This is a genomic window from Bifidobacterium sp. A11 (genome assembly GCF_000499185.1).
Classification (GTDB): Bacteria; Actinomycetota; Actinomycetes; order Actinomycetales; family Bifidobacteriaceae; genus Bombiscardovia; species Bombiscardovia mizhiensis.
In genome coordinates, this window is the sequence record NZ_AWUO01000002.1 from 1 (window position 1) to 26,649 (window position 26,649).

General features: G+C 61.9%; 19 protein-coding genes, 1 other RNA gene and 1 pseudogene. 4 read left to right on the forward strand and 17 right to left on the reverse strand.

Annotated features, from left to right (window positions below; all coding sequences use genetic code 11):
* Positions 1–118: 118 nt before the first annotated feature.
* From P273_RS0102660 to ptsP, 7 genes are all read right to left on the reverse strand, one after another.
* On the reverse strand, positions 119–1,639 hold the full coding sequence (locus P273_RS0102660) for a formate--tetrahydrofolate ligase (protein ID WP_024626945.1): 1,521 nt from the start codon (positions 1,637–1,639) through the stop codon (positions 119–121).
* Between the two features lie 41 nt (positions 1,640–1,680).
* Positions 1,681–3,207 (reverse strand): C69 family dipeptidase, encoded by a 1,527-nt coding sequence (locus tag P273_RS0102665; protein ID WP_024626946.1) that lies wholly within the window; start codon positions 3,205–3,207, stop codon positions 1,681–1,683.
* Between the two features lie 182 nt (positions 3,208–3,389).
* Positions 3,390–3,962 carry a YbhB/YbcL family Raf kinase inhibitor-like protein gene (locus P273_RS0102670; protein ID WP_024626947.1) on the reverse strand — a complete coding sequence of 191 codons (573 nt, stop codon included), beginning with the start codon at positions 3,960–3,962 and terminating at the stop codon, positions 3,390–3,392.
* A 206-nt stretch (positions 3,963–4,168) separates the two neighbouring features.
* Positions 4,169–5,734, reverse strand: coding sequence for a PTS ascorbate transporter subunit IIC (locus tag P273_RS0102675; protein ID WP_024626948.1), 1,566 nt, complete (start codon positions 5,732–5,734; stop codon positions 4,169–4,171).
* An 88-nt stretch (positions 5,735–5,822) separates the two neighbouring features.
* Positions 5,823–6,095: a PTS sugar transporter subunit IIB gene (locus tag P273_RS0102680; protein WP_024626949.1), complete on the reverse strand. Its 273-nt coding sequence runs from the start codon at positions 6,093–6,095 to the stop codon at positions 5,823–5,825.
* A gap of 42 nt (positions 6,096–6,137) precedes the next feature.
* The gene (locus tag P273_RS0102685) at positions 6,138–6,584 is read right to left on the reverse strand and encodes a PTS sugar transporter subunit IIA (RefSeq protein WP_024626950.1); all 447 of its coding nucleotides are present in this window, start codon (positions 6,582–6,584) and stop codon (positions 6,138–6,140) included.
* 77 nt (positions 6,585–6,661) lie between these two features.
* Positions 6,662–8,311 carry a phosphoenolpyruvate--protein phosphotransferase gene (ptsP, locus tag P273_RS0102690; RefSeq protein ID WP_024626951.1) on the reverse strand — a complete coding sequence of 550 codons (1,650 nt, stop codon included), beginning with the start codon at positions 8,309–8,311 and terminating at the stop codon, positions 6,662–6,664.
* A gap of 233 nt (positions 8,312–8,544) precedes the next feature.
* Between ptsP and P273_RS0102695 the strand changes: the two genes are divergently transcribed.
* Positions 8,545–8,811 (forward strand): HPr family phosphocarrier protein, encoded by a 267-nt coding sequence (locus P273_RS0102695; protein ID WP_024626952.1) that lies wholly within the window; start codon positions 8,545–8,547, stop codon positions 8,809–8,811.
* A 52-nt stretch (positions 8,812–8,863) separates the two neighbouring features.
* Entirely contained in the window at positions 8,864–9,922 is a 1,059-nt protein-coding gene (locus P273_RS0102700) for a LacI family DNA-binding transcriptional regulator (protein ID WP_024626953.1), read from the forward strand.
* A gap of 19 nt (positions 9,923–9,941) precedes the next feature.
* Here the strand turns inward: P273_RS0102700 and P273_RS0102705 are convergent, their stop codons facing one another.
* The 5 genes and pseudogenes from P273_RS0102705 to ffs form a co-directional block, all read right to left on the reverse strand.
* Positions 9,942–11,102: a DNA polymerase III subunit delta' gene (locus P273_RS0102705; RefSeq protein ID WP_024626954.1), complete on the reverse strand. Its 1,161-nt coding sequence runs from the start codon at positions 11,100–11,102 to the stop codon at positions 9,942–9,944.
* A 272-nt stretch (positions 11,103–11,374) separates the two neighbouring features.
* Positions 11,375–12,034 (reverse strand): annotated as a pseudogene (gene tmk / locus P273_RS0102710) (dTMP kinase); the annotation flags it as partial.
* A complete protein-coding gene (gene topA, locus P273_RS0102715) occupies positions 12,031–14,877 on the reverse strand; it encodes a type I DNA topoisomerase (RefSeq protein WP_024626956.1) in 2,847 nt (948 codons plus the stop codon). The pseudogene tmk and the gene topA, both read right to left, overlap by 4 nt.
* Positions 14,878–15,026: 149 nt before the next feature.
* Positions 15,027–16,046: a phosphatase PAP2 family protein gene (locus P273_RS0102720; RefSeq protein ID WP_024626957.1), complete on the reverse strand. Its 1,020-nt coding sequence runs from the start codon at positions 16,044–16,046 to the stop codon at positions 15,027–15,029.
* 98 nt (positions 16,047–16,144) lie between these two features.
* An RNA gene (gene ffs / locus P273_RS09765) (signal recognition particle sRNA small type) lies at positions 16,145–16,235 on the reverse strand.
* Positions 16,236–16,471: 236 nt separating this feature from the next.
* Between ffs and glf the strand changes: the two genes are divergently transcribed.
* On the forward strand, positions 16,472–17,650 hold the full coding sequence (gene glf / locus P273_RS0102725) for a UDP-galactopyranose mutase (RefSeq protein ID WP_024626958.1): 1,179 nt from the start codon (positions 16,472–16,474) through the stop codon (positions 17,648–17,650).
* Positions 17,651–17,901: 251 nt separating this feature from the next.
* On the opposite strand, the gene P273_RS0102730 is transcribed toward glf, so the two are convergent.
* Complete coding sequence (locus tag P273_RS0102730) at positions 17,902–19,044, reverse strand: inositol-3-phosphate synthase (protein ID WP_024626959.1); 1,143 nt, start codon at positions 19,042–19,044, stop codon at positions 17,902–17,904.
* A 194-nt stretch (positions 19,045–19,238) separates the two neighbouring features.
* On the opposite strand from P273_RS0102730, the gene P273_RS0102735 reads away from it, so the two are divergent.
* Positions 19,239–21,464: a transglycosylase domain-containing protein gene (locus tag P273_RS0102735; protein WP_024626960.1), complete on the forward strand. Its 2,226-nt coding sequence runs from the start codon at positions 19,239–19,241 to the stop codon at positions 21,462–21,464.
* A gap of 93 nt (positions 21,465–21,557) precedes the next feature.
* On the opposite strand, the gene leuA is transcribed toward P273_RS0102735, so the two are convergent.
* From leuA to P273_RS0102755, 4 genes are all read right to left on the reverse strand, one after another.
* The gene (leuA, locus tag P273_RS0102740; protein ID WP_024626961.1) at positions 21,558–23,468 is read right to left on the reverse strand and encodes a 2-isopropylmalate synthase; all 1,911 of its coding nucleotides are present in this window, start codon (positions 23,466–23,468) and stop codon (positions 21,558–21,560) included.
* Between the two features lie 223 nt (positions 23,469–23,691).
* Positions 23,692–24,312 (reverse strand): DUF5701 family protein, encoded by a 621-nt coding sequence (locus P273_RS0102745; RefSeq protein ID WP_024626962.1) that lies wholly within the window; start codon positions 24,310–24,312, stop codon positions 23,692–23,694.
* Positions 24,313–24,396: 84 nt separating this feature from the next.
* Positions 24,397–25,089, reverse strand: coding sequence for an L-ribulose-5-phosphate 4-epimerase (locus tag P273_RS0102750; RefSeq protein ID WP_024626963.1), 693 nt, complete (start codon positions 25,087–25,089; stop codon positions 24,397–24,399).
* 95 nt (positions 25,090–25,184) lie between these two features.
* On the reverse strand, positions 25,185–26,546 hold the full coding sequence (locus P273_RS0102755) for an MFS transporter (protein ID WP_024626964.1): 1,362 nt from the start codon (positions 26,544–26,546) through the stop codon (positions 25,185–25,187).
* Positions 26,547–26,649: the final 103 nt, after the last annotated feature.

The window sequence follows — 26,649 nt, forward strand, 5'->3', positions numbered from 1 at the left end:
CTAGCCAACTGAGCTATAGGGGCAGGGCACTTTCAAGAGCCAAGTAGATACTATACACGGTTTCTCCAGACCCGCAACACGGCGCGTCACAGGTCTGCAGAACCCATGTATAGCCCGCTCAGACGATCTTGGGCATGGGCGTGGTCAGGGAGGTGGTCAGGTTCACCTGCAGGAGACCGGCCCCCGTATGGGCCTCAACCTTCTTCAGAGTAACTGTGCGCTTGTCCTGGTCGGCCCGGTCATCGTCGGTCATGGTGGCCGGCGACTTGACCGCCACCACCACCAGATCCTCGAGAGAGATGCCTGCCTTGTTGCAGAGGTCGGAGGCCGACTGGAGGCTGTCCTGGAAGCCCTCACGCTCAATAACCCGATCAGCCGGCACACCGTAGGCACTCTGGGCGATCCAGCGAATCCGATCCGGCACGGACATATCATGCAGGCTGGCCGTATCCGCCCGGCCCTTCGCAGGCTCCTGCAGGGCCTTGATCAGATCGTCCAACTGAGGCTCAAGGGCCTTGCCTCCGTCACGGAAGAGGTTGCCCGCAATGGGCCTGCGGAAGCCCAGACCGTCGGCGGTCTCCCGCAAGGAATCAACTTGGTCGTCCTCGCCCTCCCAGAGGTTGATCAGTGGGAAGGTGGGGATGCCTAGTCCCTCCAGACGATGCACATGGAAGGGATAGCGCCAGCTCAGCTTGGGATCGTCCCGCCAGGTGGTGGCACGGGTGACGACCACCGCGGCGGCAGGCCATTGGGCCCCATACTCACGGGCGGCGATGTCCAGCCACTTCTGGGCACCGGCATCAGCTCCATAACCGGCCTCGACGACGACCACGTCGTGCCGGGCGCAGGCCATCTCCACGGACACCAGGCTGGGGATGCCGATGGAGACGTTGGCGAAAGGCCCGCCATGCACATAGACCGGTGAACCCTCCAAGGTCTGAGTGAAGGCAGGCTTGACCGCATCGGTCAGGATGCCGGTGATGCGCCACAGTTCCACAAACTCACCAAAAGTGACCGGTTGACCATCCAGGGTCCCCGCGACCATGGCCGCCACACGCCGTTCGATCTCCTCCATGCTCCGGGAGAGCACGACGATCTGCATGAGCTCGCAGGTTGGGGTCAGCACGGTCCGCTCGGGCAGATCGCCCTTGCCTCGGTCCACGGTGATCTGCCGCAAGGACCGTGAAGGCACCTCGCTGACCCGGGGCACCAGGACGGTGTCCAGCCGGCCCTCGTCCACAGCCTTCTCCGCAAAGGAGACCAACAGGTTCTGTGCGGATTCGATAGCCGCCATCTCCCCGCACAAACCCCAGTCCACCAGCTCAGGATGCGTCAGCGAAGACTTGCCACCACCGGAGGCGCCACCCTTGGACCCGGCTGCGGTAATGCCCATGCTGGGTTGACGCAGGACGGCTGCGGCATCCACTCCCTGGGCGCGCAAGGCGTCAATCAGGGCGATGGTAGTCGTGGTCTTGCCCTCACCACGTGATGCCTTGAGCGGGGTATCTGCGGTGACCAGCAGCACCCGGCCATGCTTGCGCGGCATATCCGGATGCTCCTGCAGATCCTTCAAGTAGCCGAAGGCATCGATCTTGTCAAACAGGCCGTATGGCCTGACGTAATCGTCAAAGTCGGTCATGGGGCTCTCCTTCTTTTGCGGTCCTTGTAGATTCGGATGGCTCAGTTGTCGGACAGGTGGTAGCCGTTGCGCATGCCCATGCTGACGGTATACAGCACCTGGCCAAGCAGATCATCGGTTTCCTTGCGCAGACGGTCGGCCATGTCCTGGTTGGCGGCCTCCAGCACCTGGCGCACCTCGGCGTTGTCGGTACCTTGGTCAGCGCCCTCCAGCCGTGCCACCTGCTCGTCAGCGGCGGCGATCAGCCGGTGGCCCTCGCCTCCCATGCTCTGCTGGTAACGCTCGACGGCCGCCGAGGTGCCTGCGAATTCGGAATCACACAGGGCCGCGATCAACCGGTCGGACCAGTAGAGGCTGTCAGTGGAGACCCGGTCAGTGGCGTTGGCCAGATAGTCGGGCGTCCGATCCACATTGGCATAGAAGGGAACCAGAGCGTTGAAGGCGTTGGACCCGTAGGACATCCACTGGATGGCCCGGCAGGATTCAGGCCGGTAGGGGCGCAGCTGGATCAGGGCCAGCTGGTCGTTGCGGTTGATGCCGATGGGCCGGTAGAGCCCCTTGGTGTGCTCGTCGCCGGTCCGCCCATAGGGATCGTATGGCGTGCCCTGGTAGTGGGAGCTGAGCAGATACTTGACGTCTTCCACGGTAATCAGCCGCTCGGGCTGGCGGCACCAGGGGATGTTGTCACTGGTGGGGGCATGATCAGCATCCGGTCCGTCCCAGATCTCGTCATAGGGGTTGAGGAAACGCTGCATATACCAAGCCCGGGGGGTGTTGTATACATGATCCGAATCGCTATGGGATCCGAAGGCATCACGCGGATTGAAGGGCGAGGCCGACTCCACGGCAAGATTCAGGTGGTTGTCGGCGATGAACTCCCGCAGGTCGGCCGAGCAGAGGTGGTCGGTTTGATCTCCGAAAGCATCGTCCAGATCGAACTCGTCAATGCCCAGCTGGTTGGGCATGGTCACATAAGAGTCATCGGGCACCCGCTTGGCGATCCAGTGATGGCCGCCTATGGTTTCCATCCACCAGATCTCGTCCACATCACTGAAGGCAATGCCGTTCATCTCATAGGTGCCGTAACGCTCCAGCAGGGAGCCCAGCCGCAGGACACCCTCCCGCGCCGAGCGGATATAGGGCAGAACAATGGTGACCAGGTCTTCCTCGCCGATGCCTCCGGGTACCTCGTCCAGGTAGCCTTCATCACCCGGACGGCCCTGGGCGGGGGTGAGTTCCACCAACGGATCGGCACCCAGAACACGCTCATTGGTGGTGATGGTCTCAGTGGCTGACATGGCCACGTTGGCACTGTTGACGCCCGCTTCGGCCCATAGTCCTTGGTCGAGCACAGCATTGGGCACCGAGGTGTAGCGCATGGGATCCTCGGGCAGATCCATCTCCAAGTGGCTGATCACGCTGCGGTAGTGCCGTGGCTGCTGATCGGGAGTGACCAGAACGAAGCGCTTGGGACGGAACTCCCCGTTGGCTGAATCCTCATTTCGGGCGATGATGGTGGATCCGTCGTAACTGGCATGCTTACCTATCAGAAGCGTGGTGCAGGGCATATAAGCGTCTTCCTTTGTCTGATTGCGGTCAACTGTCATCACCAGTCCGAATGCCGGAGGATGCCGTTCCAACCGACTGCGTGCACAGGCAGGGATGACGGCCATCTGCGCACTTTGGGCATGGCCTCACTCTAGTGCTAGACCGTCCCAATACCAGCAGATGCGTCCGTTAAGCCAGGCGCTCAGGCATCAGCTGGCAGCCAGGCACGGGCCGCCGCGACCACAGGTTGGGCGGAATGAACGGCATGAACCAGGGCGTTCAGCCAGAACCCCTCCTCCAGATTCGGCAGAGCCTCCTTTGTGGCCCAGACCGACAGCACATAGTCGTGAACCCGATCGGGAGGGGTGGGGCCGTTGTAGCGCATGAGCACGGCAGGATCGTCGGCGATCTCCTCCTCCATGACCAAGGGTGAGGCAGCCGATGTCCGGCCCTGGGGCACGCCGGGGATCAGATTGGGCAGATTTCTTGAGAAGTCCTCCGGAATCGCCAGAACGGTGCTTTCGTTTCCCTCAGGCTGCAGGGCATGCAAGGCCTCGATGGGCAGGTTGGCCAGTGACCAGTGGATCCATGGGAAGCCGCACACGGGCACGGAATCAGGATCCACCAGCATCCAATGCAGATAGCGAGCCTCCCGCGGTACATCCTCAAGCCGGAAGGGGAAGGAGACTACAGGACGTCCCTTGCGCGTGAGGGACTGCGGGGCGCGCTTGGCGTACCGATCGGGAATGGTGCCGAAATCTGTGATAATCCTCATGGTTCGATTCTCGCCCGCTCCAGTGACGGGGTCAAGTTCATCAGTGGAAGATATTTGAGATGATCAAGCACACCAACCTGCGCAAAAAGTGGAAGAGCCGCCCGGACCCTTCCAAGTGGAAATGATCCGGGCGGCTCTAGGTCGGACTGGAGAAAGGAATCAACAGGACCTCTCTCCTGGCGCCTGTAGGGCGCGCTTGCACATGCCTACTCGGCCTTGGCAGCCTCGGTGGCCTTGGCAGCCTCGGTGGCCTTGGCCTGGGCACGGGCGGCCTTGGCGGCTGCACGAGCCTGAGCCTTGGCCTCCTTCTCTTCAGCCTCGACACTGGCGATGAACTCAGCATGCTTGGTGGCAGGCATCCATCCGGTGTTGACCACCTTGACCTGCCAGATCCAGGCCAGGGCGAAGATCACCACAGCCAGGACCACCAGGACCACGGCCCCGGCAGGGATACCCAACTGGGCCAGCTTGCCGACCACGGTGCCGTACCAGGCGAAGTCCGCATCGCCGAAGGTGGCATTGGACAGGCCGAAGCTGCCCAGAACCGTCATCAGGATGGCCGGCAGGAAGGTGATCAGCAGACCATTGATGAAGCCGCCGACCACAGCCCCGATACGGCCGCCTGTCGCATTGCCGAAGACGCCGGCACCGCCGCCATCGAAGAAGTGGGGCACCATGCCCGGCAGGATCAGGGCCAGACCCCAGACGGGCCCAAGCCAGACGGCGATGATGACCAGAGCCACCAGACCACCGGCGAAGGAGGACAGGAAGCCGATCAGGGATGCGTTGGCACCGTAGGGGAAGACAATGGGGATGTCCAGGGCAGGACGGGCGCCGGGGACCACCTTGTTGGCGATGCCCTGGAAGGCGGGTACCAGCTCGCCCAGGATGATGCGGACGCCGTAGAGGATGATGCTCACACCGATGCCGAACTGCAAGGCCTGGGCGAAAGCGGCCATGAAGAAGGCTCCCCAGTTGGCCGGGTGGGTGGGGAAGACGGCGAAGGCGGCCTTGGCCGGCACCACAAAAGCGGTCCAGACAGCGAAGACCAGGTAGAGGACGACCATGAGCAGGGTGGTGGAGACCATGGAATCACGCAGGAAGCTCAGCCCCTTGGGGAAGTCGATGTCCTCGGTGGAACGCGACTTCTTGCCCACAGCGCTGCCGACCGCGCCCGAGACCACGTAGCCCAAGGTGTTGAAATGGCCGATGGACAGCTTGTCGCTGCCGGTCACCCGGTTCATGTATGGCTGGGCGAAGGCTGGCATGGCCACCATGATCACGCCCATCAGCAGGGAGCCGATCAGTACGATGAGCAGGTTGTTGCCCTTGCCGAACCCGATCGAAAGGACCAGGGCCAGCAGGGTGGACATGAAGACCATATGGTGACCGGTCAGGAAGACGTACTTGAGTGGGGTGAACCGTGCCAGCAGGATCATGACGATGAAGCTGAGCACGATGATGTAGGCAGAGGCCGCGCCGAATTGGCTGGAGGCCTGGGCCACGATCACCTCGTTGGTGGGGACGACCCCGTGGGCGCCAGTGGCCTTGAAGACCAGCTTGCCGAAGGGATCCAGGGCGTTGGTCACCACAGTGGCGCCGGCGCCTAGAATCAGATAGCCCATGGCCGCCTTGAGGGCACCCGAGATGACCTGGCCCGCGCTCCGTTTCAGGGCGATCAGGCCGATAGCCGCCACAATGCCGATCAGATAGGCGGGCACATTCAGAATCTCCTGGCTGATGAAGTTCAGCACCGCAAGGAAGACATTCATTATTTGTCCTTACTATTTCTCTCTTGTTCTCAACTCGAAAGAGCGGGCGTCCCATCGGCCTGGCGATGATGAATGCCCGCCGGGCGCATCAGTCGGCGTACTGCTCCAGGATGCCCTTGATCTCGTCCTTGTCCATGAAATTCTGGACGGTCTCGACCGGGGTGGTGGTCCCCTCCAGCTCGGGTGCCAGCTGAGGTGAGGTCAACACCAGGTCGTTCATGTTGGCCGTGCCCTTGGCGCTACCTGCGTCGGAGGTGGTCACAGTCACATCCATGCCCAGCTCCGATGCCACCTGCTCGACGTTGACCTTGAGTAGGACCGAGGTGCCGATGCCGTTGCCGCATACGCAGAGAATATCCATGAGTTGCTCCTTTGTTCCTTATTTGCTCTTACTGCTTCTTGTTCACGATTGAAGAATGGTGCGGACCTCGCCAGGGGTGCCGGCCTTGGCCAGCTGCTGAGTCTTTTTCGCGTCGGTCAGCGCACCGGCGATGGCGGACATCACCTGCAGGTGCTCCTGCTCATCCCGCCCGGCCAGACCGATCACCAGGGAGACCGGATCGTTGGCCTTGTTGCCGAACTCGACAGGCGTGGACAGCCTTACCCAGCTCAGGCCGGTTCCCAGGACCGCCTCGCTAGGGCGGGAATGGGCCAGAGCCAGACCGGGGGCGATAACAATGTAGGGACCCATCTTCTCGACGGTCTCGATCATCTGATCCGTGTAGGCATCGGTGGTGAACCCGGAGGCCACCAGCCTATCGCCCGCCTTGCGGATGGCATCCCGCCAGTCAGTCGCCGGTACATCCAGGGCAAAGGATGTGTCGGGAAGGAAGGCTTGGAAATCCGTCATGTCTGCTCCTTGCTCGTGCTGTTTGACTTGCTCGATTGCACCGGATCCGGTGGATTTGTGTGAATCCGGCCGACTGCTCACCACCCCTGGGGATGATAGAACTCTCCGTCCAGAGCCCTGGCGGCCAGCGCCTTGGCCTCGTCCATGGTGTGCTTGGCCAGCTCGGCGCGGACATCATCCAGGGCGACCGGCGTCATGGACAGGCTGGTCACGCCGATGCCCGCCAGAACCACGGCCAGGTCCGGATCGGCAGCAGCCTCACCGCAGACTCCGACAGGCATGTTGTTGGCCTGACCGGCGTCAGCGATGAGCTTGATGGCCCTCAGGACGGCAGGATGCCAGGCGGTCTGATAGGAGGCGACCGAACCCAGTGTGCGGTCGGCGGCCAGCGTGTACTGGGTCAGATCGTTGGTGCCGATGCTGACGAAATCGGCCACCTTGGCCACCTTGTCGGCCATCAAGGCGATCGAGGGAACCTCGGCCATGACGCCCACGCGCTTGAGCCCCTTGCTCTTGCCCAGACGGACGAAGTAGTCGGCCTCGTGCTCGTCGGCAACCATGGGCGCCATGACCCACAGGTCAGCATCGGTCTCGGCATCGGCCCGGGCCAAGGCCTCCAGCTGATCCTCCAGGACCTGACTGTGGACCTTCAGCGTGCGCAGACCACGCAGCCCCAGGGCGGGATTGGGCTCGTCGGCCTGGGTCAGGAAGGGCAGCGGCTTGTCAGCGCCGGCATCCAGCAGGCGAATGACCACCTTGCGGCCGGGGAAACGTTCAAGAAGAGCACGGTAGGCCTTGGCCTGCTCCTCGACGCCGGGCGCCTGCTCGTTGCCCAGGAAGAGGAACTCCGAGCGGAAGAGTCCGACGCCCTCGGCTCCATACTCCAGGGCCGGATCAGCATCCGCAGGCTTGCCGACATTGGCCAGGAGAGGGATCTTGACTCCATCCTTGAGCTGACCGGGACGGCCTCGCAAAGCCTTAGCCTGATCAGCCTCACGACGGGCCTGCTCAGCCTTCTCGATCTGTTCCGAGGTGGGATCGGCCGTCACCTTACCGGCTGCGGCATCGACGATGACCGTCTGTCCGTCGGATAGCCCTGCTGCGTCCTGGGCGCCTACGACAGCGACGATCCCCCTGGACCGGGCCAGAATGGCGGTATGGCTGGTCGGACCGCCCTCGATGGTGACGATGGCCAGCACCTTGGTCATGTCCAAGCTGGAGGTGTCGGCCGGGGACAGGTCAGGGGCGACCAGGACGAATGGCTTGTCGCTTTCCGGCACGCCCGGGGCCGGTACGCCGAGCAGATTGGCGATGACACGCTGGCCCACGTCATGCAGATCGTTGGCCCGCTCCCCCATGTAGCCGCCGATCGCCTGGAGCTTGCCTTCGAAGTCGGCGAAAGCCTCATAGACGGATCGCTCGGCGGTCTTGCCACCGTCCAGCAGGGATCGGATCGAAGTCTTCAGGGCCGGATCCTGGGCCATCTGTGCCAGAGCGGTCAGTATCGGAGCGGCATCCTTGGCCCCCTGCCCGTCCTGGGCCGCCTTGGCGCGCGCAAGCAGATCCTTGTTGACCGATGCCAGAGCGGATTCGACCCTGCCGAATTCAGCATCCGCTGTCAGGTTCTTAGGCCTAGTCTCATCACCGGGCACATCCAGTCCGGCCGCCATATGGATAACCGGGCCAACGGCAACGCCGCGGCCAATGCCCACGCCTTGGATCTCCATGTCGCACTCCTTAGTGCCTGGCCACTGCGTGTAGGCCGCCCCTGAGGCGAACTCCACAACGGCGGTGGAAACGTTCTTTAAGCAACGATGTTCAGTATACACATATTCATTTGTTATTCAACGGTAATCGTTTTCTGTAATTCCTTTTATGCAGTGGTAAGATAACCAGCGTATTCATCACTCGACATGCCGGTTCGACAAGACCGGCCATATCTTCAGGAGAGCTGGTCATCATGGCAACAGCACAACGTTCCACCGTCATCACCGACCCTGTAGGCATTCACGCCAGGCCCGCTTCGGAATTCTCGCAGGCTGCCGCATCCAGCGGATGCAAGGTCACCATAGCCAAGGGCGAGGGCAATCCCGTGGACGCCGGCAGCATTCTGATGGTCATGAGCCTGGGCATCGCCAAGGGCGACAAGGTCACCGTGACCGTCGATGGTGACGATGCCGAGTCCGTAGCCGATTCCTTGGTCACCAAGCTGACCCAGGCCGAGTAACGCCACCGCCAGCCGCAGCCGACATCCGTGGAGAGGACCTTCGAGGGAACCAATGGGAAACACGGCGGACAATAAGCCTTCCATTGCCAACGTCGCAGCTCTGGCCGGAGTTTCGACGGCGACTGTGTCCCGCGTCCTTTCCGGCCATAGAAGCAAGAATGACGACATCAGCCGCCGGGTCAGAGCTGCGGCCGAGAAGCTCAACTATTCGGCCAACTTTGCTGCCAGCGCGCTCCGCTCGGATCGCAGCAGAACCATAGGGCTGGTTCTGTGCGGCACCTCCACAGGCCTAGACGGGTCCATCCTGGATCTGCTCAGCAGAAGGCTGACCGAACAGGGTCGCTACCTGCTGGTCATATCCGTCAGGGGCGACCAGGAGCGCGAGGCAGCCATCAGATCCATGGCGGCCCGACAGGTCGAAGGAATCATCGTCGTTCCTTCGCCGGACGACGATCCGGTCGGCATGCCCGCCGACCTGCCATCCGGGCTGCCCATCGTTCAGGTCGGCGGCAGACCGGTCTCCTACCACACTAGCTGGGTCGGCACAGACCAGGCCGCCTCCATGCGGTTGATCATCGCCCACCTGGCCGAACAGAACGCGCACGCCGTGGCCTATCTGAGCCGCGAACTCAGCACCAGCGCAGCCACCGAACTCTTCACGACCTTCTCCACCCTGACCAACACCTTGGGGATGACTCCTCAGCCGGACTGGGTCCAGTTCGGTCCATGCAGCATGCAGCGCGGCCACGACGCCGTCAAAACCATGCTCAGCGAGGGAAACGACCGTCCCGACGCCATCATCTGCGGGGATGACTCGCTGGCTCTGGGCGCTCTGATGGCCTGCAACCAACTGGGCTTCCGGGTTCCCGACCAAGTCAAGGTGGCCGCCTTCGTGGACAGCCCGGCCTGCCTGGTCTGCAGTCCGACCTTGACCGCAGTCAAGACCCCCCTGGAGGGCATCGTCCAGGAGGCCCTGAGGCTGGTCGACGCCAAGGGACAGTCCATTCTGCCATCCCACGTGGCTCTGCCGCCGGCACTGGAGTGCAGGGAATCAACCTGGTCGCCAAGGATCGGCAGCAGCGACATGACCTCGCCAGGCACTTTCGCCTGATGAACCCCTGGGTTTGCGCTCAGACCAGCAGGGTACAGAAAAGAGCCTCGAAGTCCAGGAGCGGCGAACCGTTGGCAGCCAGTCTCCTGCGAGCCCGGGCGATCAGCTGAATGCGGTCGATAGCCCCCTGCCTGGAGAGTCTGACGGACAGATCGGCAATTGCCGCCCGATTCTCCAGATTGACCAAGCCGGCCTTCTCCTCGGCGCCGTTCTGCAGGACGCCCACATCCCGGTAGACGCTGGCCAGGGTGCTCAGGTTGCGATCCAGCACATCCCGGGTCAGTCTGGTGACCCGCCGACGGACCTGATCCTTGCCCCCCAAGGCGTGGTAGGCCCCGCGCAGCTGCCGGGGAATGCGCTCCTTGTCCCTGAGTCCGTTGATCTGCCGAAACTCGCGCTCGTCCCTGGCCACCTCATCGTCCACGGTGGCGGTGGCCTGATCGCGGGCCGCATCAACCACCCGAGCGGCCAGGATCACGGCATCCGAGGCGCGCCGCAGACCCAGCAGACCTACCACCAACTCATCGCGGTCGGCCAGGACCTGACTCTTGGTGGCATAGAGACGAGCGATGCCGATATGTCCCTGAGCCAAGCGGGCGGCCTTGGAGGCCAGAGGCCGGTCCACACCCACCTGATCGGTCAGGAAATCGGCCACAGCAGTGTTGGACGGCACCGCCAGGTTGAGCACCCTGGTCCGCGAGCGGATGGTGGGCAGCACATCTTGGGCACTGGGTGCACACAGGAGCCAGATGGTGTGCTCAGCCGGCTCCTCGATCTCCTTGAGCAGCACATTGGTGGTCCGCTCCAGCATCCGGTCCACGTCTTCGATGATGATGACCCGCCAGCGCGAGGTTGAAGGCATCTGCTCCGAGGTCATGATCAGCTCCCTGACCTCGTTGATGCCGATGGTGACCTTGTTGGTGGACAGTATGGTCACATCCGGATGGGTTCCTGCCAGGACCTGCTGAGTGACGCGGGTGGGCTGGTCGCTCAGTCCCTGGTCAGGACTGATCAGGGCCGCCGCGAAAGCCCGGGCCAGATTGGAACGCCCCGATCCAGGAGGGCCGCAGATCAGCCAGGACTGCGCCACCTCGTCATGACCCTGCGCTTGAGCGGCCACCGTCCGCTTGAGCAAGTCGACCGTGGGCTGCTGGCCCACAATGGCGCCCCAGACGCTCATCGGGTCTTCCGCAGGAGCCGGGATCGGAGCAGCCAGCGAGCTGGGGAATCCACAGGAATCGAATCGCCATCGACATCCCCGCCGACTGTTCCCGCATCCATAGACTGATCGTCCTGATCATCATCAGCCTCTGGTGCCTGATCGGGCGTATCCGCAGCCTGCTCGTCGTCCTCATATCCTGCAGTCGATTCGTCATCGTCGGCATCGTCCTGAGCGTCAGCGTCATCATTCTCATCGTCGACCTGAGGCAGATCAGGCTCGCGCCCCTCAATCAGCTTGTCCAAATCATCTTGGATGATCTGCCAGACCTGGTCGATGGACTGGGTGGCATCGATAACCAGGAATCGGTCGGGCTCATTCTTAGCCAGCTGTAAAAATGCCTGACGCACATGCTGCTGGAAGTCTTCACCAGCCGACTCCAGCCGATCCGGTTCATGATCCAGACGCGACTTGGACTGAGACGGGTCCGCATCCAGCAGGTAGGTGCGCTTGGGCAGCAAACCCTGACTGGCCCACAGGCTCAGCCGACGAATCACATCCGCCGAAAGATCACGGCCTCCGGCCTGATAGGCCACTGAGGAATCCAGATACCGGTCGCAGAGCACAATGTCTCCGCGATCCAGAGCCGGACGCACCACCTGGGCCACATGCTCAGCCCGATCCGCCGCATAGAGCAGAGCCTCGGTCCTGGGGGCCAGATCGTCGGAGGCGTCAACCACGTCGGTGCCCCCGGTCACGGCAACCGAGGGAAAGGCGGCCAATCCGTGCAGAACGAGTTCCCGAATGGTCAATCCGACCGGGGTCCCGCCTGGTTCGCGGGTGACCTGGGACCGCAGGCCGCACTCCTGCAGATAGTCGTGTGCTCGTTGGACCTGGGTAGTTTTGCCTGCCCCATCCACGCCTTCGAAGGAAATGAACAAACCATCACTCATGCCTGATGCTCCGTACTCTTGGAAGTCTTGGTGGCCTTGGCCTTCTTAGTAGTTTTGCGGGTGCGAGCGGCCGATTTGCGGGCAGTCGACTTTCGTGCGGTCGACTTGCGAGTGGTCCGGCCGCGCCGCTTTGTGGGTCCGGCCGCGCGCTTCTCTGCCAGCAGACGGAAGGCCACCTCCGGTTCGATGGACTGGGCCGTGTACTGCTTGGGTAGGGTCCTGTTGGTCTGCCCGTCGGTGATGTAGACACCATAGAATCCGTCCTTGATGGTGACGGGCTTGCCGCTGTCAGGGTCCGTACCCAGCTCACGAAGAGGGGGCTTGGCCGCGCTCCGGGAACGCCTGCCGTACTTGGGCTGATCGAAGAGCGCCTTGGCCCCAGCCTGGTCAATGCTGAAAATCTGCCCCTCGTCGGTCAGAGAACGCGTCTCGGTGCCACCGTCGACCTTGGTGGCCGTCAGATAGGGGCCATAGCGGCCATTGCTGGCTGTGACGGTGGCTTGGCTGGTTGCTCCCGTCTTGGCATCGGTCAGCTCGATGTTGCCCACCGTCCTGGGCAGGCTGAGCAGCTTCAGGGCATCCTCCAGGGTGACCGTGTCTGGATCCATGGTTTTGAAGAGCGAGGCCATCTTGGGCTTGGGTCCTGTTCGCTTGGCCGTCCGTGCAGTCTTACCGGTCGGCTTCTTCTCTTCGGCCGCTTCCTCTTCGGGGCTGATCAGGGCCACATAGGGCCCGAATCGGCCCTTGCGCACCTCGACCCGACCGCCGGTCTCCGGATCCTTGCCCAGCTGACGGGGACCGCCAGCATTGGCAGCGATCAGTTCATGGCCCGCTGCCACAGTCAGCTCGTCCGGAGCCATGGTTGGTGGCAACGAGGCCCGCTTGGGGTTGCCGTCGGCATCCAAGTCGGCCGTATCCTCAAGGTAGGGACCGTAGCGGCCGACCCTCACCTGCAGGCCATCGCCTATCTCGATGGTGTTGATCTTGCGAGCGTCGATGTCTCCCAACTGGGCCACCTGCTCCTGCAAGCCCTGATGAGCCTGGTCAGCGTTCTGAGCGGCGCCAGGGCCCGAGCCGAAGTAGAACCGGGTCAGCCAGTCCTTGCCTCGCTCCTTGCCATGGGCGATCATATCCAGGCCGTTCTCCATCTGCGCCGTGAATTGATAGTCCACATACTTGGGGAAATTGGTCTCCAGCAACCTGACTACCGAAAAGGCCAGCCAGGAAGGGATCAGGGCACGGCCGCGCTCGTAGACGTATCCGCGATCGATGATGGTCGAGATGATGCTGGCATAGGTGGAAGGCCTGCCGATCTCCTTGGCCTCCAGGGTCTTGACCAGGGAGGCCTCGGTGTAACGTGCAGGCGGCTGGGTTTCATGCCCCTCAGGTTCTAGGGAGGCGGCACGAAGCACGTCCCCCTGCTGGACCGGAGGCAGGGAAGAATCCTCATCAGTCTGTTCAGAGCCTGAACCCATGGCTTTGAGGAAGCCAGGGAACTTGATGACGGTGCCTGAAGCCTGGAAGAGGGCTGTGCCCTCCTTGCCCGCCTGCGCCGACAGGCGAATGGTGGCTGTGGACCCGGTGGCATCGGCCATCTGCGAAGCCAGGGTGCGCCGCCAGATCAGGGTGTAGAGCTTGAGCTGGTCAGGGGCCAGACGGTCGGCCAGCTCCTGAGGCCTGTGGAAGGTAGAACCGGCTGGCCGGATGCATTCGTGGGCCTCCTGGGCGCCGGCGGTCTTGGTTACATACTGCTTGGACTCGGCCGATAGGTATTCGGCCCCGTACTCACGCTCGACCCCCTTGCGGGCAGCAGCAATGGCCTCCTGGGAGAGGGTGACCGAATCGGTACGCATGTAGGTGATGAACCCGTTCTCATAGAGTCCCTGGGCAGCGCGCATGGTGGCCCGTGAACTCATACCCAGTCGGTTGCCTGCCGTCTGTTGCAGGGTAGACGTGGTGAAGGGGGGCTGGGGACGCCGCCGGTAGGGCTTGGTCTCCATCCCCGTTACCATGAAGTCCTGATTTTTCAGCGTCTCAGCCAAGCCCCGGGCGTGCTGCTCATCCAGCTGCAGGACCTGCTCCTTGGCTGCAGCCTGCGTCAGCTGGCCCTTGGAGGTGAAGTCTTTGGAAACTGCCAGCCGTCGCTCGCCCAGACTGATCATCCGCGCCTGAAAACCGCCTGACGATGCCGATTCCCCTGCATCCTCCTGCACCAGGCGCGCCAGCAGGTCCCAGTACGAGGCCTTGACAAAGGCCATGCGCTCACGCTCACGCTCCACAATCAGCCGAGTCGCCACAGACTGGACACGCCCGGCGCTCAGCCCCGGGCCCACCTTACGCCAGAGCACCGGCGAAAGCTCATAGCCATAGAGCCGATCCAGGACCCTGCGAGTCTCCTGGGCATCAACCATGTGGGCATCTACGTCCCTGGTGTGCTTGAGCGAATTCTTGATGGCCTCCGGAGTGATCTCATGGAAGACCATGCGCTTTACCGGCACCTTGGGTTTAAGGGTCTGCACCAGATGCCAGGCGATGGCCTCCCCCTCCCGATCCTCATCAGTGGCCAGATAGAGCTCGTCGGCGTTCTTCAGCGCCTTCTTGAGCTCGGACACCGTGTGCTTCTTCTTATCATCCACGATGTAGTAGGGCTTGAAGCCATCGTTCACGTCTACGCCGAACTTGCCGTAGGCCTTCTTCTGGGAGGCCGGGACCTGCGATGGCTGGGCCAGGTCGCGGATATGGCCCACCGAGGCCATGACCGTGTAGCCCTTGCCCAGGTACCCGCCGATCTTCTTTGCCTTGGTTGGCGACTCAACAATGACGAGCTTATTGCCGGATGCCATGGCCTCTCCTTATATTGTGGTCTTTCGCACGCCATCTTACTCACGAGGTTCCGTCACCATGCAAATCAAGGGGTCATTGTGCATGGGTGTGGATCCCTGGGGTCCATGGTGGATGGATCAGAGACGTTCAGTATGCTCAGCGACTGACTTCAGTCATTTTGAGGAGGAGCCGGGGGCCGACCGACAAGGCCCATTCTGGTCAGTGGCGAGGCCGTAATCTGCCTCAGCGCCAGGACCAGCCCCAAGGTCAGTGACAGGAGGGAGGCCATCATTATGACGGCCGAGCAATGAACCCCGTAGGCCGTCCACCGGGCGCCGATCTCCAGACCAGGGCTGACCTGCCAAATGATATAGCAGGCATAGAGCATCCCCAGGAACCCTGCTACCAGCATCAAGGTGGCGACAATCTGGATCGAAGCCGAGGACATCCTGGTTCCAGGAACGTCCATCCCGGTGCCGCGAGTGACGGCCAGAGCAATAAGACAGAAACCGACCGGAATAAGCATGCCCATGACCACGTCTGAGGGTCGGTGCCAACCTCCCTGCACCAGCGAGCAGCCCACAGACAGGTCAAAGGCGAACCCTACCAAGGCGACCGGGGCCCTCCAAACACGTGGCACCACACAGAGCAGGGCCAGGACCACCGCCAGAGCCAGGATGGTGTGACCTGAGGGGGCAGAATTGGCTGTGGAAGCCTGAGAATGGATCAACACCGGGCGAGGCAGGAAGCGCTTGAGTATACGCGCCGCCCCGTAGACCACCAGAGCATAAACGGCAATTTGTCCAAGCAGCCACCACCGGCGCCTAACCAGAACAACCGCCAGGGCTACAAGGCCCAGCACCACGCAGATCACCACAGTCACATAAGGCATGGCGAACAGTCCCAGGTAAGCCTCGAGAAGGGGCGTCTGATCAAGGAAACCGCGGAAGTTGGTCAGGGCCATGTCATCATAGGTCTGCCCGGGCACAGTCCACACAGCTGCCCACCAGACCAGAGCCGCCAGACCCAGGCAGGCCAGGCCGGCGACCAGGCACAGAACTAAGGCTGAAATCCGGGGGCGAGACGTCAAAGGATCCCGGTCAACATGGCTGCCGTCCGCTTCGGTTTGCTCATTCGGATCCCGGTACCAGGTTTCCTGTGCTTCGCCCTGCTTGTGCTTGTTGGTCATACCTCAAGACTCTAACCAACCCCTGGGTCGACAGCCGACACCTGGTCCGACGAACGCGTTGTTTTCACGACTTCAGCCAACCCAGGCAGGACATCTATGGAAAACTCCCACGCACCCGCCAGAGGCCACTTACCCTTGCTGCATTCCTGCCCTGGGGGGATTGGGTGACATAACGCCACGTGAGAGCAAGTCACCATTATAGCAGACAGATTCCACTTGTCCACCAAGAAGCACAGAACCCTCCGTGCCAGGTGCGCATCCAGTCGACATCACCGCCCGCCGTTTCCCCAACCAGGCCCGTCCGCTAGCATGTAAACAACAGGATCGCCGTACTCCAGCGGTTGATCACGGATCATGCCGGACCCTGACAACAGACAATAGGCACCCCGGCATCACAGCGACAAGGGATGGGTGGCTGAAGGCGAATGGCCGACATGGATGCTGATTTGGTGATTGTAGGCGCTGGCTTGTTTGGCCTGACCGTGGCCCAGCAGGCGGTCGAGCACAGTGGAGCCCGGGTGCGGATCATCGACGTGCGCGACCACATCGGCGGCAACGCATACTCCTACATGGATGAGGAGACGGGGGCCGAAATCCACAAGTATGGGGCCCATCTCTTCCATACCTCCAACCGCAAGGTCTGGGAGTACGTCAATCGCTTCACCGAATTCACCGATTACACCCATCGGGTCTACACCACCCACAAGGGCGAGGTCTATCCCCTACCCATCAACCTGGGCACCATCAACCAGTTCTTCCACGCCCACTACACCCCCAAGCAGGCTCGGGAACTGATTCGGGAGCAGGCTGGCGAACTTGCCGGAACCGACCCGGGCAACCTGAACGACCAGGGGATCAGCCTGATCGGCCGGCCCCTCTATGAGGCCTTCATCAAGAACTACACGGCAAAGCAGTGGCAGACCGACCCCTCCCAGCTGCCCGCCTCCATCATCAAGCGGCTGCCAGTGCGATTCAACTACGACAACCACTATTTCAAGGACACCTGGGAGGGCCTGCCCAAGGACGGCTACACGGCATGGTTCGAGCGGATGATCGACGACCCACACATCCAGGTGAGCCTGAAGAATGACTTCTTCGACGACTCCCAGCCCTGGAACAGGGATGCTCTGGTGGGGCAGGTCCCCGTGGTCTACACGGGCCCGGTCGACCGCTACTTCGACTACTGCCTGGGCGAACTCAAGTGGCGGACCGTGGACTTCAAGGAGCGCCGCTATGACGAGGACGACCATTTCGGCTGCCCGGTCATGAACTTCTCGGATCCTGACGTGCCCTACACCCGCGCCATCGAGTTCAAGAACTTCAACCCCGAGCGCTACGACCGGCAGAACCATGAGCGTACCGTGGTCTGGGAGGAGTACAGCCGATTCGCCGGCAAGGGCGACGAACCCTACTACCCCATCAACACGGGCGACGACCGCGCCCTCTACACCCAGTACAAGCAGCTGGCAGCCCAGCAGCCGAAGGTGGTCTTCGGCGGCCGCTTGGGTACCTACGCCTACTACGACATGCACCAGGTCATCAATTCAGCTCTGGATGCCTGGGATAAGCGGATCGCTCCCCTGGTAGGCCACACCAAGGACTGAAACCCTGATTGCACTCCTGACGATCTTCCAGGGGCAATTCAGAGGAAATCCTTGAAGGGAGCCTGAGACTGAAGAGTCCAGCGCCAGGTTGAGCCAGCAAATCCGAAAGCACTGTTCCGTTCAGATTACAAAGAGGCCGGCCGCCTATGAAAAGCGACCGGCCTCTTTCCAGACCAAGCATCTGCTATTCATGCCTCCGGGGCGACCTTGGAAGAGGCGCCCCAGACATCAATCAGGCAGAATCTGCGGGCTCAGGCGTGCCAGACGTCCTTGCCGTTCTCCTTGGCGGCCTTGACATCGGCATCCAGGGCGCTCTCGTCGCCCTCCACCTTGCCGGCGATGTAATCCTCGACCAGCTGGCGGGCCTCGTTGTCTTCATGCTGGACAGCGGGGGACTTCATGAAGTAGGAGCTGGGCGCCAGCACCGGGCCGGCCAGATGGCGGTCCAGGGCGATCTTGGCGGCACGCAGGGCATCGATGACGATGCCGGCCGAGTTGGGCGAATCCCAGACCTCCAGCTTGTACTCCAGATTCAGCGGGACATCACCGAAGGTGGTGCCCTCCAGGCGCACAAAGGCCAGCTTGCGATCATCCAGCCAGGCCACATAGTCAGAGGGCCCGATGTGGACGTTGTGGGGATCCATATCGTGAGGAACGATGGAGGTGACTGCACGCGTCTTGGAAACCTTCTTGGACTCCAGACGAGAGCGCTGCAGCATGTTCATGAAGTCCATGTTGCCGCCCACGTTCAGCTGGTAGGTCCGGTCCAGGCGCACGCCGCGATCCTCGAAGAGGCGGGCCATGACCCTGTGGGTGATGGTGGCACCAACCTGGCTCTTGATGTCGTCGCCCACGATGGGCAGGCCGGCATCACGGAACTTCTGGGCCCACTCGGGGTCAGAGGCGATGAAGACAGGCAGGCAGTTGACGAAGGCGCACCCGGCCTCGATGGCGGCGGTGGCGTAGGCCTTGTCAGCCTGCTCGGAGCCGACGGGCAGGTAGGAGACCAGCACATCGACCTTCTTGTCACGCAGAACCTGGGCCACATCCACGGGCTCGGCATCCGACTCGGTGATCATCTTGCTGTAGTACTCGCCCAGTCCATCGCCGGTCGGCCCACGCAGGACCTCCACGCCCTTGTTGGGAACGTCGCAGAACTTGTAGGTGTTGTTCTGTGAGGCGAAAATGGCCTCGCTCAGGTCCTTGCCGACCTTGAGGGAATCCACGTCGAAGGCGGTCACGAACTCCACGTCACGAATGCGGTAGCCTCCGAAGTTGGCGTGCATGATGCCGGGGATCTTATCATCATCCTTGGCGTCCTTGTAATATTCGACTCCCTGTACCAGCGAGGAAGCGCAGTTGCCCACGCCCGCTATAGCTACACGGATGCTCATACAAACTCCTCTGATTTACTGAGTTATTTCCAACCTAAGCATACCTTCTCCCGGTGGATTGCATGGTGGAATAGAGCCTCATATGCGTGCCAGCTGGCAGGACAGACCTCCAGGGAGGGCACAAACGTACGAAAATGATGAACGTTCAGCCCTAGGTCGAACAGTTTTCAGCCCTGCCGGATAGCGTGGTTGGCATGGCCAATCAGACTCGTTCAGTCAGTTCGACCTCGCCCACCCGCAGGGCCCAGTCCGGGTCGCGCGGGGGCGGCAATCGCACCGACATCCCCACCTCGCGGCATGCCGACCGGAACCCCCGGGGTAACGGGCCCCGCCGGGGACGACGTCGCAAGTCGCATCGTGTGCTTAAGTGGATCCTGGCCCTGTTGGGACTGGTGCTGGTCGCCGGGGCGGCGGCCTTCGCCTACCTGTATCTGACCACCGAGATCATCCCACCGGAGAAGCAGGCCCTGGCGCAAAAGACCACGGTCTACTATGCGGACGGCACCACCCCCATCGGAACCTACGCCGACCAAAATCGGGAAATCATCGACTGCACGGTCCTTCCCAAGTATGTGGGCAATGCGGTGGTCGCCTCGGAGAACCGTTCCTTCTATAAGGACAACGGCATCGACCTCAAGGGCATCGGCCGGGCCCTGCTCAACAACGTGACCAAGGGCACCCGGCAGGGCGGATCCACCATCACCCAGCAGTACGCCGAGCGCTACTATCTGGGCGAGACCACCTCATACAAGGGCAAGCTCCGCGAGGCCATCCTCTCCCTGAAGATCTCCAGGACCGAGAATAAGGACACGGTCCTGTGCAACTATATGAACACCATCTACTTCGGCCGCGGCGCCTACGGGATCCAGGCCGCCGCCCAGAATTACTTCGGCAAGGACGCCAAGGACTTGACCATGCCCGAGTCGGCCATGCTGGCCGGCATCATCCCCGCCCCGGCCTCCTGGGATCCGGCGATCAACCCCAAGCAGGCCGAATCGCGCTTCCACCGGGTGCTGGGCATCATGGAGGAGGACCACTACATCAGCCACAAGGACCGGGTCGGTGCCCAGATGCCGCAGACCATCAAGTACTCGCCGGAGAACGTCTACCAGGGGCCCAACGGCTACCTGCTGCGTATGGTCCGCAACGAGTTGTCCTCCGGCAAAAAGGCCCCCTTCACCGCAGACGACCTGGACACGGGCGGCTACCGGATCATCACCACCATTCAGAAAGACAAACAGGATCTGATGTTCCAGGTGGCCAGTCCAACCACCGGCAACAAGCACCAGCCACCCACCCTGCAGACCGGAGGACTCTCGGTCGACCCCAAGACCGGTGCCATCATCTCCTTGTACGCGGGGGACGATTATCTGACCCACCAGCTCAACAATGTGGACCAGGCCACCTTCCAGGTGGGTTCGACCATGAAGGCCTACACCCTGTTAGGAGCCATCCAGGATGGGGTCAGCCTCAATACGGTCTTCAACGGCAACTCCCCTCGAACTTTCTCTAGCGTGGGCAAATCCGTTGCCAACGCCGGGCAGGTCAGCTACGGGTACATCAACCTCTACTCGGCCTTCGCCAACTCGGTCAACACAGTATTCATGGATCTGGGCGAGCACGTGACCTCGCAGAAGACGGCCCAGCTGGCCCACACGGCCGGCATTACCGGCAAGATCGACGACACGACCACCTTCGACACCCTGGGTCTGGACGCTCTTTCGGTCTATGACGTGACCCAGGGCTACGCCACTCTGGCCAACGGGGGCAAACGACCCCTGCTGCATCTGGTAGCCCAGGTTAAGGATACCAAGGATCAGGAGCTCTACACCGCGGCCATCCAGTCGGACCAAGTCTTCAATGCCGACCAGGTGGCCCTGCTGCAGAAGGCCATGACCACCACGGTTCAGTACGGCACCGCTTCCTACGCACGTTCCCTGGGCCGGCCCATCGCCGGCAAGACAGGTACAGCCAACGACCAGACAGCCATCTCCTTCATCGGATTCACCCCCTCGCTTCTGACCACCTTCGCCGTCTGGAACCAAGGACAGGATGGCAGTGCCCTCAAGGTGCCTGATGTCTATCAGAATGAGTTCTATCCGGTCCAGCTGTTCACCCAGTACATGAAGTCGGCCCTGGGTAACAGCCCGGTGGAGCGGTTCCCCGCGGCCGAGGACCATGGCAAGATCGGCGGACCGGACGGCAGCTGGGGCACCGGGTACAAGCAGAGCTACTCCTATACGCCCAAGCGCAACTACAACTACGGATACGCGCCTCAGCAACGCACCCAGCAGCAGACCATCCCGCAGGAAGAGTCAGGAGCCGGCAGCGGCTCGGGCTCAGGCAATGGGGGCGGGGCCGAAGGCGGCAACGGCGGAACCACCGAAGGCAACTCCGAGTCAGAGTTATCCCAGCAGTAAACCGATCATGACAAACCGGTCCGATCCGAACAACTCAGTTGCGTTCGGATCGGACCATAAGGCTGGCCGGGGGTTGTTACCCCCTTATAACCTCTAGCCCCGCTGGAAGCGGTTGAGGGCCGAGATGATGGCCTTGAGGGAGCTGGTGGAGATGGACGAATCGATACCAACGCCCCAGATCACCCGGGACCTGGCTGGTTCGCCTACCTGGCATTCCACGTAGGAAGCCGCCAGGGCATCAGTGCCGGCGGTCATGGCATGCTCGGCGTAATCCAGGACCGAAACGGTCTGATCCAAGGACTTGAGTGCATCCAGGAAGGCCGCAATAGGGCCGTTCCCATGTCCCTGAACACGACGGCGCTCCTCAGGATCACCCGGGGCAAGACCCCGATCCAGCAGGGTGGCATCCAGGACGGTGTCGGAGCCATCCTCGCCGGAGGTGACCGCCACATTCAGCAGCTTGAAGCGTCCCCACTGGCGCAGGGTCTCGTCGCGCTGGTCGGCCATGGACTCGCCACCGACCACGCTCCCGCCGGCTTCCACGGGCAGGTACTCGTCCTTGAAGAGCCGCCAGATGTCGGCATCCTTGACCTCGCGCTTGGTGCTGTCGGCATAGCTCTGGACCAGCCGTTCGAACTCCACTTGGAGGCGCTTGGGCAGATCCAGATGGTGGTTGGCCTTGAGCAGGTAGGCCATGCCACCCTTGCCTGATTGGGAATTGACCCGGATGATGGCCTCGTAGTTGCCGCCCACATCCTTGGGATCGATGGGCAGGTAGGGCACCAGCCAGAGGAAGTCGTCGGGGTTGGCGTTGGCGCGAAGAGCCGCCTGCTGCCGGGCATCCAACCCCTTCTTGATGGCGTCCTGATGGGAGCCGGAGAAGGCTGTGAAGACGAAGTTGCCCACATAGGGGTGCCGCTCGGAGACGGCGATCTGATTGCAGTATTCCACCGTCCGACGGATGCCGGGCATGTCGGAGAAGTCCAGCTGGGGGTCGATCCCCTGGACCAGCAGGTTCAGCCCCACCGTGCAAATGTCGACGTTGCCGGTGCGTTCGCCATTGCCCAGCAGGCAACCCTCCACCCGGTCGGCCCCAGCCAGCAGGCTGAGCTCGGTGGCGGCTACGGCCATGCCCTCGTCGTTGTGAGGATGCAGGGAGAGCACCACCGCATCCCGGTCCTTGAGGTTGGTGGATATGTACTCAACCTCGTCAGCGAAGACGTTGGGGGTGGTCATCTCCACCGTGTTGGGCAGGTTGATGATCATAGGGTGCTCTGGCGTAGGCCGGATCACGTCGATGACTGCGTTGCAGACCTCCAAGGAATACTCAGGCTCGGCACCGGAGAAGGACTCGGGCGAGTACTCGTAGTAGAGATCGGTGCCCTTGGCATCGGCCTCCAGGGAGCGGCAGAGCTCGGCTGCGTCGGTGGCCAGCTTCTTGATCCCGGCCTTGTCCTTGTGGAAGACGACCTCCCGCTGCAGGACCGAGACCGAGTTGTAGAAGTGGACCACAGCCCTCTTGGCTCCACGCAGGGCCTCATAGGTACGGCGAATCAGGTGCTCGCGGGCCTGGGTCAGGACCACGATGGTCACGTCGTCAGGAATCAGCTCGCGCTCTATCAGGAGGCGGATGAAGTCATAGTCAGTTTCGGAGGCCGAGGGGAAACCCACCTCGATCTCCTTGAAGCCCATGGAGATCAACAGATTCCAGAATCTCAGCTTGCGCTCGGAATCCATGGGGTCAACCAGGGCCTGGTTGCCGTCGCGAAGATCCACCGAGCACCAACGGGGTGCCCGCTTCAGGGTCTTGCCCGGCCAGGTGCGCTGCGGATAGTCAAAGGGGACCTGCTTGTTGTAGGCCACATACTTGGTGTAGGGCATGGCGCTGGGCTTCTGTGGCGAACCCACAAACCTGGGGGGAGGCAGCAGCAGGTCGTTGTTCCCTCCATTGGACGCCGCGGCCTGGGCCGCAAGATCAAACACGGATGCACGATCCTGATCCATCTCTCCTCCTTCTTTCGTTCGTCGGAAACCACAATGTCGCCCGGCCATGGGTTCGGTATGCCGAAGCCGCACCGGGGGTGCCATTATCTTACCGGAGAAGAGCCAGGACATGCGGTCCGGGTCCGCATTACGACGCAGTGGGAGGCGAGCGCCTAGGACATGGCATAATCCGCTGGGTTACCAAGAATGCAAACGCCACACGCTGCAAGCACTGACGGAGTGCTCACTGGAAAAGGGAGACGCCGCGACGACCCTCGCAGTAGGCGTTGCCCAGCCAGGTGTGCCGCGAGTTGGGCCAGACCGAGCCCAGGCGGGGGGCATTCTGGCTCATCCAGATGCTGGGCACACGTCCATCAGCACTGTGGGAACCCAGCAGGTTGAAGCCGTTCTTGACCGCCAGCCAGTCGGGATGTTGGGTGGCGATGGCCAGCCCCTCCTCCAAGGTCAGAGGAAGGCGGTCGTCGGAGTCGATCAGCTTGCGGGCCACATCGGGTTCGCGGTTGGTGTAGCAGGTGCCGGTATGCGGTTCCAGAACGATGTAAAAGGGCCCCTCGGGCGGCTCGAACCCGTTCTGAGGCAGGAAGCTGGCGATGTCGCGCGGCGGCATGGTGGTGAAGCCAGCCATGCGATTGATGCTGGTCCGAGCGATCAGCGACTCAGGCGAGACCAGCTCCCTGGTGGGGATAAGCAGGATCTGCTCGCCCAGCTCGGTGGACTCCAGCGCGGAGATCAGGGGCTGGGCCAAGGCTCGGAAGGCGGCGGCGCTGATGTCCGCCACATCCGGATAGCCCAAGGCCACGATCCGATCCAGTTGCCGCTGCACTTCTTGGGAAGATCTGGTCATGGCCTCCAGTCTAATTCGAATCTGCCCCCGCGAGCACCTACACTCTCGACACTCACCTGCCAGGGCGAGGTATCGTATTCCGATTTAGTGCTGGCCGTACACGTGCTGGTAGCGGTCGTTCAGACTGGCCACATCCTCGTCGGACAGTGGCACAGGCGTACCGATTTGCTCAGCAGCCCACACCGTACGCGCCACCTCCTCCGTCATCGCCGCCGCCTTGACCGCAGCCTCAGCATCAGCACCGACCGTGAAGGGGCCGTGATTGCGCATGAGCACTGCCGGGCAGCCCGGATGCTCCGCCAGGGTTTCGACCACCCCACGACCTATCTGGTCCGAACCAATCAAGGCGAAGGGACCCACCGGCACCGGACCGCCGAACTCGTCACCCATCATCGTCAGTACGCATGGAATTGACCGGCCCACTGCAGCAAAGGCCGTAGCAAAGGTCGAATGCGTATGCACCACGCCAAATACTTCAGGCATGTGCCGGTAGATGTAGGCGTGCGAAAACACATCCGAGGAGGGTGCGGCAGACCCGTCCACCACATGCCCTTCCAGATCCGTGACCACCATTGATTCCGGCGTTAACTGCTCGTAGCGCACGCCGGATGGTTTGATCACCAGCAAGTCGGCCGAATGCAGACGTTGCGAGACATTCCCAGCCGTCCACACCACCAGCCCCCACTTGATCAACTGCTCATGCAGGGCGGCAACATGCTCACGAACCAACCCCACTTCGACGCGTACCTCATCAGGAAAATCAGCCAAGGACGTCATACGAACCACCACCATTCCCAATATGGGGCCGGCCCTTCCTGCGAAAAAGCCGGCCCGGTTTGCTTACCTGCATGCACAGACCCTGCTGCGCATCCTCACAGGCTTTCCAGATCCTTGCCCTTGGTCTCCTGGGCAAAGAGATATATAACAGCGCCGATGACCAGGCAGACACCGAAGAAGGTGAATGCCGTGGTGACAACGCCGATGTTGATGTGCTGGGAGACATAGTCGCCGCCCACCAGGAGCCCCATGAATATAGGGCCTACGATCTTGGCCGTGGCGCCGATGCCGTATCCCAGCCCCAGTCCGGTGGAACGAACATCGTTGGGGAACTGCTCGCCGCCGAAAGCGTTGAGAATGCCGAAGACACCGTCGGCGAAGGTCATGATGACCAGGACGGCGATGTAGAACTGCCAGCCGGAATTGTGGAAGAAGGCCGCGTAGAAGCATCCAAGAGCCCCGATGATGCCGAAGGAGAACATGGTCCAACGCCGACCGATGATGTCAGCCAGCCAGGCAGAGCCGAATCTGCCGATGCAGTCGGCCACGGAGACGCCCATGAACAGGTAGGCCACCATCTGCGTTGAGAAGCCGAAGGCATCCTTCATCAGCGTCTGACCCCAGGATTGGATGGCGAAGGAACCCAGAATGAAGCAGAAGGACCCGACTGAAATGATGACCAGCGGCTTTAGATGCTTGGACAGAAGCAGGCGATAGCTGGCCTTCTGTTCCTGTTCAACCTTGGGCAGGGCACCGACCTGGTCCACGGGAAGCTCAAGAGCCCATGCCAAGGCCTTGCGGGCATCATTGTCACGTCCCACGCTCTGATAGAAACGGGGGGACTCGGGCACCGTCGCCAACCAGAACAGAAGAAGGACAGGGATAACGCCCAGGGCCACCAGCACGCGCCAATTGTCGCCAATCAGGCTCTGTGAGACGGATCCCAGGAGCAGACCAAGAGGAATGAAGACCGAAGCCAGGCCGGAGAGCATGCCACGCTGCTTGGCCGGGACGAACTCCTGGACATAGGGGATGGAGATGATGTTAAGGCCGCCTACGCCGATGCCCACACCGATGCGCAGGATGGCCAGCAGGATCCAGGCACCGTCAGGCAGGAAGACCGACAGGGCCGTGAAGACCACGAAGCAGAGAACACACCACTGGAAGGCATGCTTGCGGCCGAAGCGATCGGCCAAACGCCCCCAGAGGATGGATCCGATGACTGTGCCCAGCCCGGAGCAGGCCAGGATGATTCCAGCGGAGACCCCGGTCAGGTGCCAGGCCGAAGTCAGGAGGGAGACCACGAAACCAATCAGGAACATATCGAAGAATTCAGATATGTTGCCGGCTATGGCCAGGCCGATGATGCTTTTCTGATGTCCGGTCAGGGGACGAGAGTCTATCTGCTCGTAAGCGGTCAGCGCGTCCCCAGCCTGTGTGACATGTGTATCACTCATAATGGGTGCTTTTCTTTCTCGGATGATCATGATGATGGCGGCCCGACCACGGTAGGGGTCTGACCGAAGGATCCAGGCTGCCTTCTCCGTCCTTGGAGAATAC

What these genes read in the sequence shown, in the direction of transcription:
- ptsP (WP_024626951.1), bottom strand. Translation starts at nt 8,311, where the DNA reads ATGGAGATCCAAGGCGTGGGCATTGGCCGCGGCGTTGCCGTTGGCCCG.
- P273_RS0102730 (WP_024626959.1), bottom strand. Translation starts at nt 19,044, where the DNA reads ATGAGCATCCGTGTAGCTATAGCGGGCGTGGGCAACTGCGCTTCCTCG.
- P273_RS0102660 (WP_024626945.1), bottom strand. Translation starts at nt 1,639, where the DNA reads ATGACCGACTTTGACGATTACGTCAGGCCATACGGCCTGTTTGACAAG.
- P273_RS0102675 (WP_024626948.1), bottom strand. Translation starts at nt 5,734, where the DNA reads ATGAATGTCTTCCTTGCGGTGCTGAACTTCATCAGCCAGGAGATTCTG.
- P273_RS0102670 (WP_024626947.1), bottom strand. Translation starts at nt 3,962, where the DNA reads ATGAGGATTATCACAGATTTCGGCACCATTCCCGATCGGTACGCCAAG.
- P273_RS0102745 (WP_024626962.1), bottom strand. Translation starts at nt 24,312, where the DNA reads ATGACCAGATCTTCCCAAGAAGTGCAGCGGCAACTGGATCGGATCGTG.
- P273_RS0102735 (WP_024626960.1), top strand. Translation starts at nt 19,239, where the DNA reads ATGGCCAATCAGACTCGTTCAGTCAGTTCGACCTCGCCCACCCGCAGG.
- P273_RS0102665 (WP_024626946.1), bottom strand. Translation starts at nt 3,207, where the DNA reads ATGCCCTGCACCACGCTTCTGATAGGTAAGCATGCCAGTTACGACGGA.
- P273_RS0102750 (WP_024626963.1), bottom strand. Translation starts at nt 25,089, where the DNA reads ATGACGTCCTTGGCTGATTTTCCTGATGAGGTACGCGTCGAAGTGGGG.
- topA (WP_024626956.1), bottom strand. Translation starts at nt 14,877, where the DNA reads ATGGCATCCGGCAATAAGCTCGTCATTGTTGAGTCGCCAACCAAGGCA.
- P273_RS0102695 (WP_024626952.1), top strand. Translation starts at nt 8,545, where the DNA reads ATGGCAACAGCACAACGTTCCACCGTCATCACCGACCCTGTAGGCATT.
- P273_RS0102720 (WP_024626957.1), bottom strand. Translation starts at nt 16,046, where the DNA reads ATGACCAACAAGCACAAGCAGGGCGAAGCACAGGAAACCTGGTACCGG.
- P273_RS0102705 (WP_024626954.1), bottom strand. Translation starts at nt 11,102, where the DNA reads ATGAGCGTCTGGGGCGCCATTGTGGGCCAGCAGCCCACGGTCGACTTG.
- P273_RS0102680 (WP_024626949.1), bottom strand. Translation starts at nt 6,095, where the DNA reads ATGGATATTCTCTGCGTATGCGGCAACGGCATCGGCACCTCGGTCCTA.
- P273_RS0102685 (WP_024626950.1), bottom strand. Translation starts at nt 6,584, where the DNA reads ATGACGGATTTCCAAGCCTTCCTTCCCGACACATCCTTTGCCCTGGAT.
- leuA (WP_024626961.1), bottom strand. Translation starts at nt 23,468, where the DNA reads ATGGATCAGGATCGTGCATCCGTGTTTGATCTTGCGGCCCAGGCCGCG.
- P273_RS0102700 (WP_024626953.1), top strand. Translation starts at nt 8,864, where the DNA reads ATGGGAAACACGGCGGACAATAAGCCTTCCATTGCCAACGTCGCAGCT.
- P273_RS0102755 (WP_024626964.1), bottom strand. Translation starts at nt 26,546, where the DNA reads ATGAGTGATACACATGTCACACAGGCTGGGGACGCGCTGACCGCTTAC.
- glf (WP_024626958.1), top strand. Translation starts at nt 16,472, where the DNA reads ATGGCCGACATGGATGCTGATTTGGTGATTGTAGGCGCTGGCTTGTTT.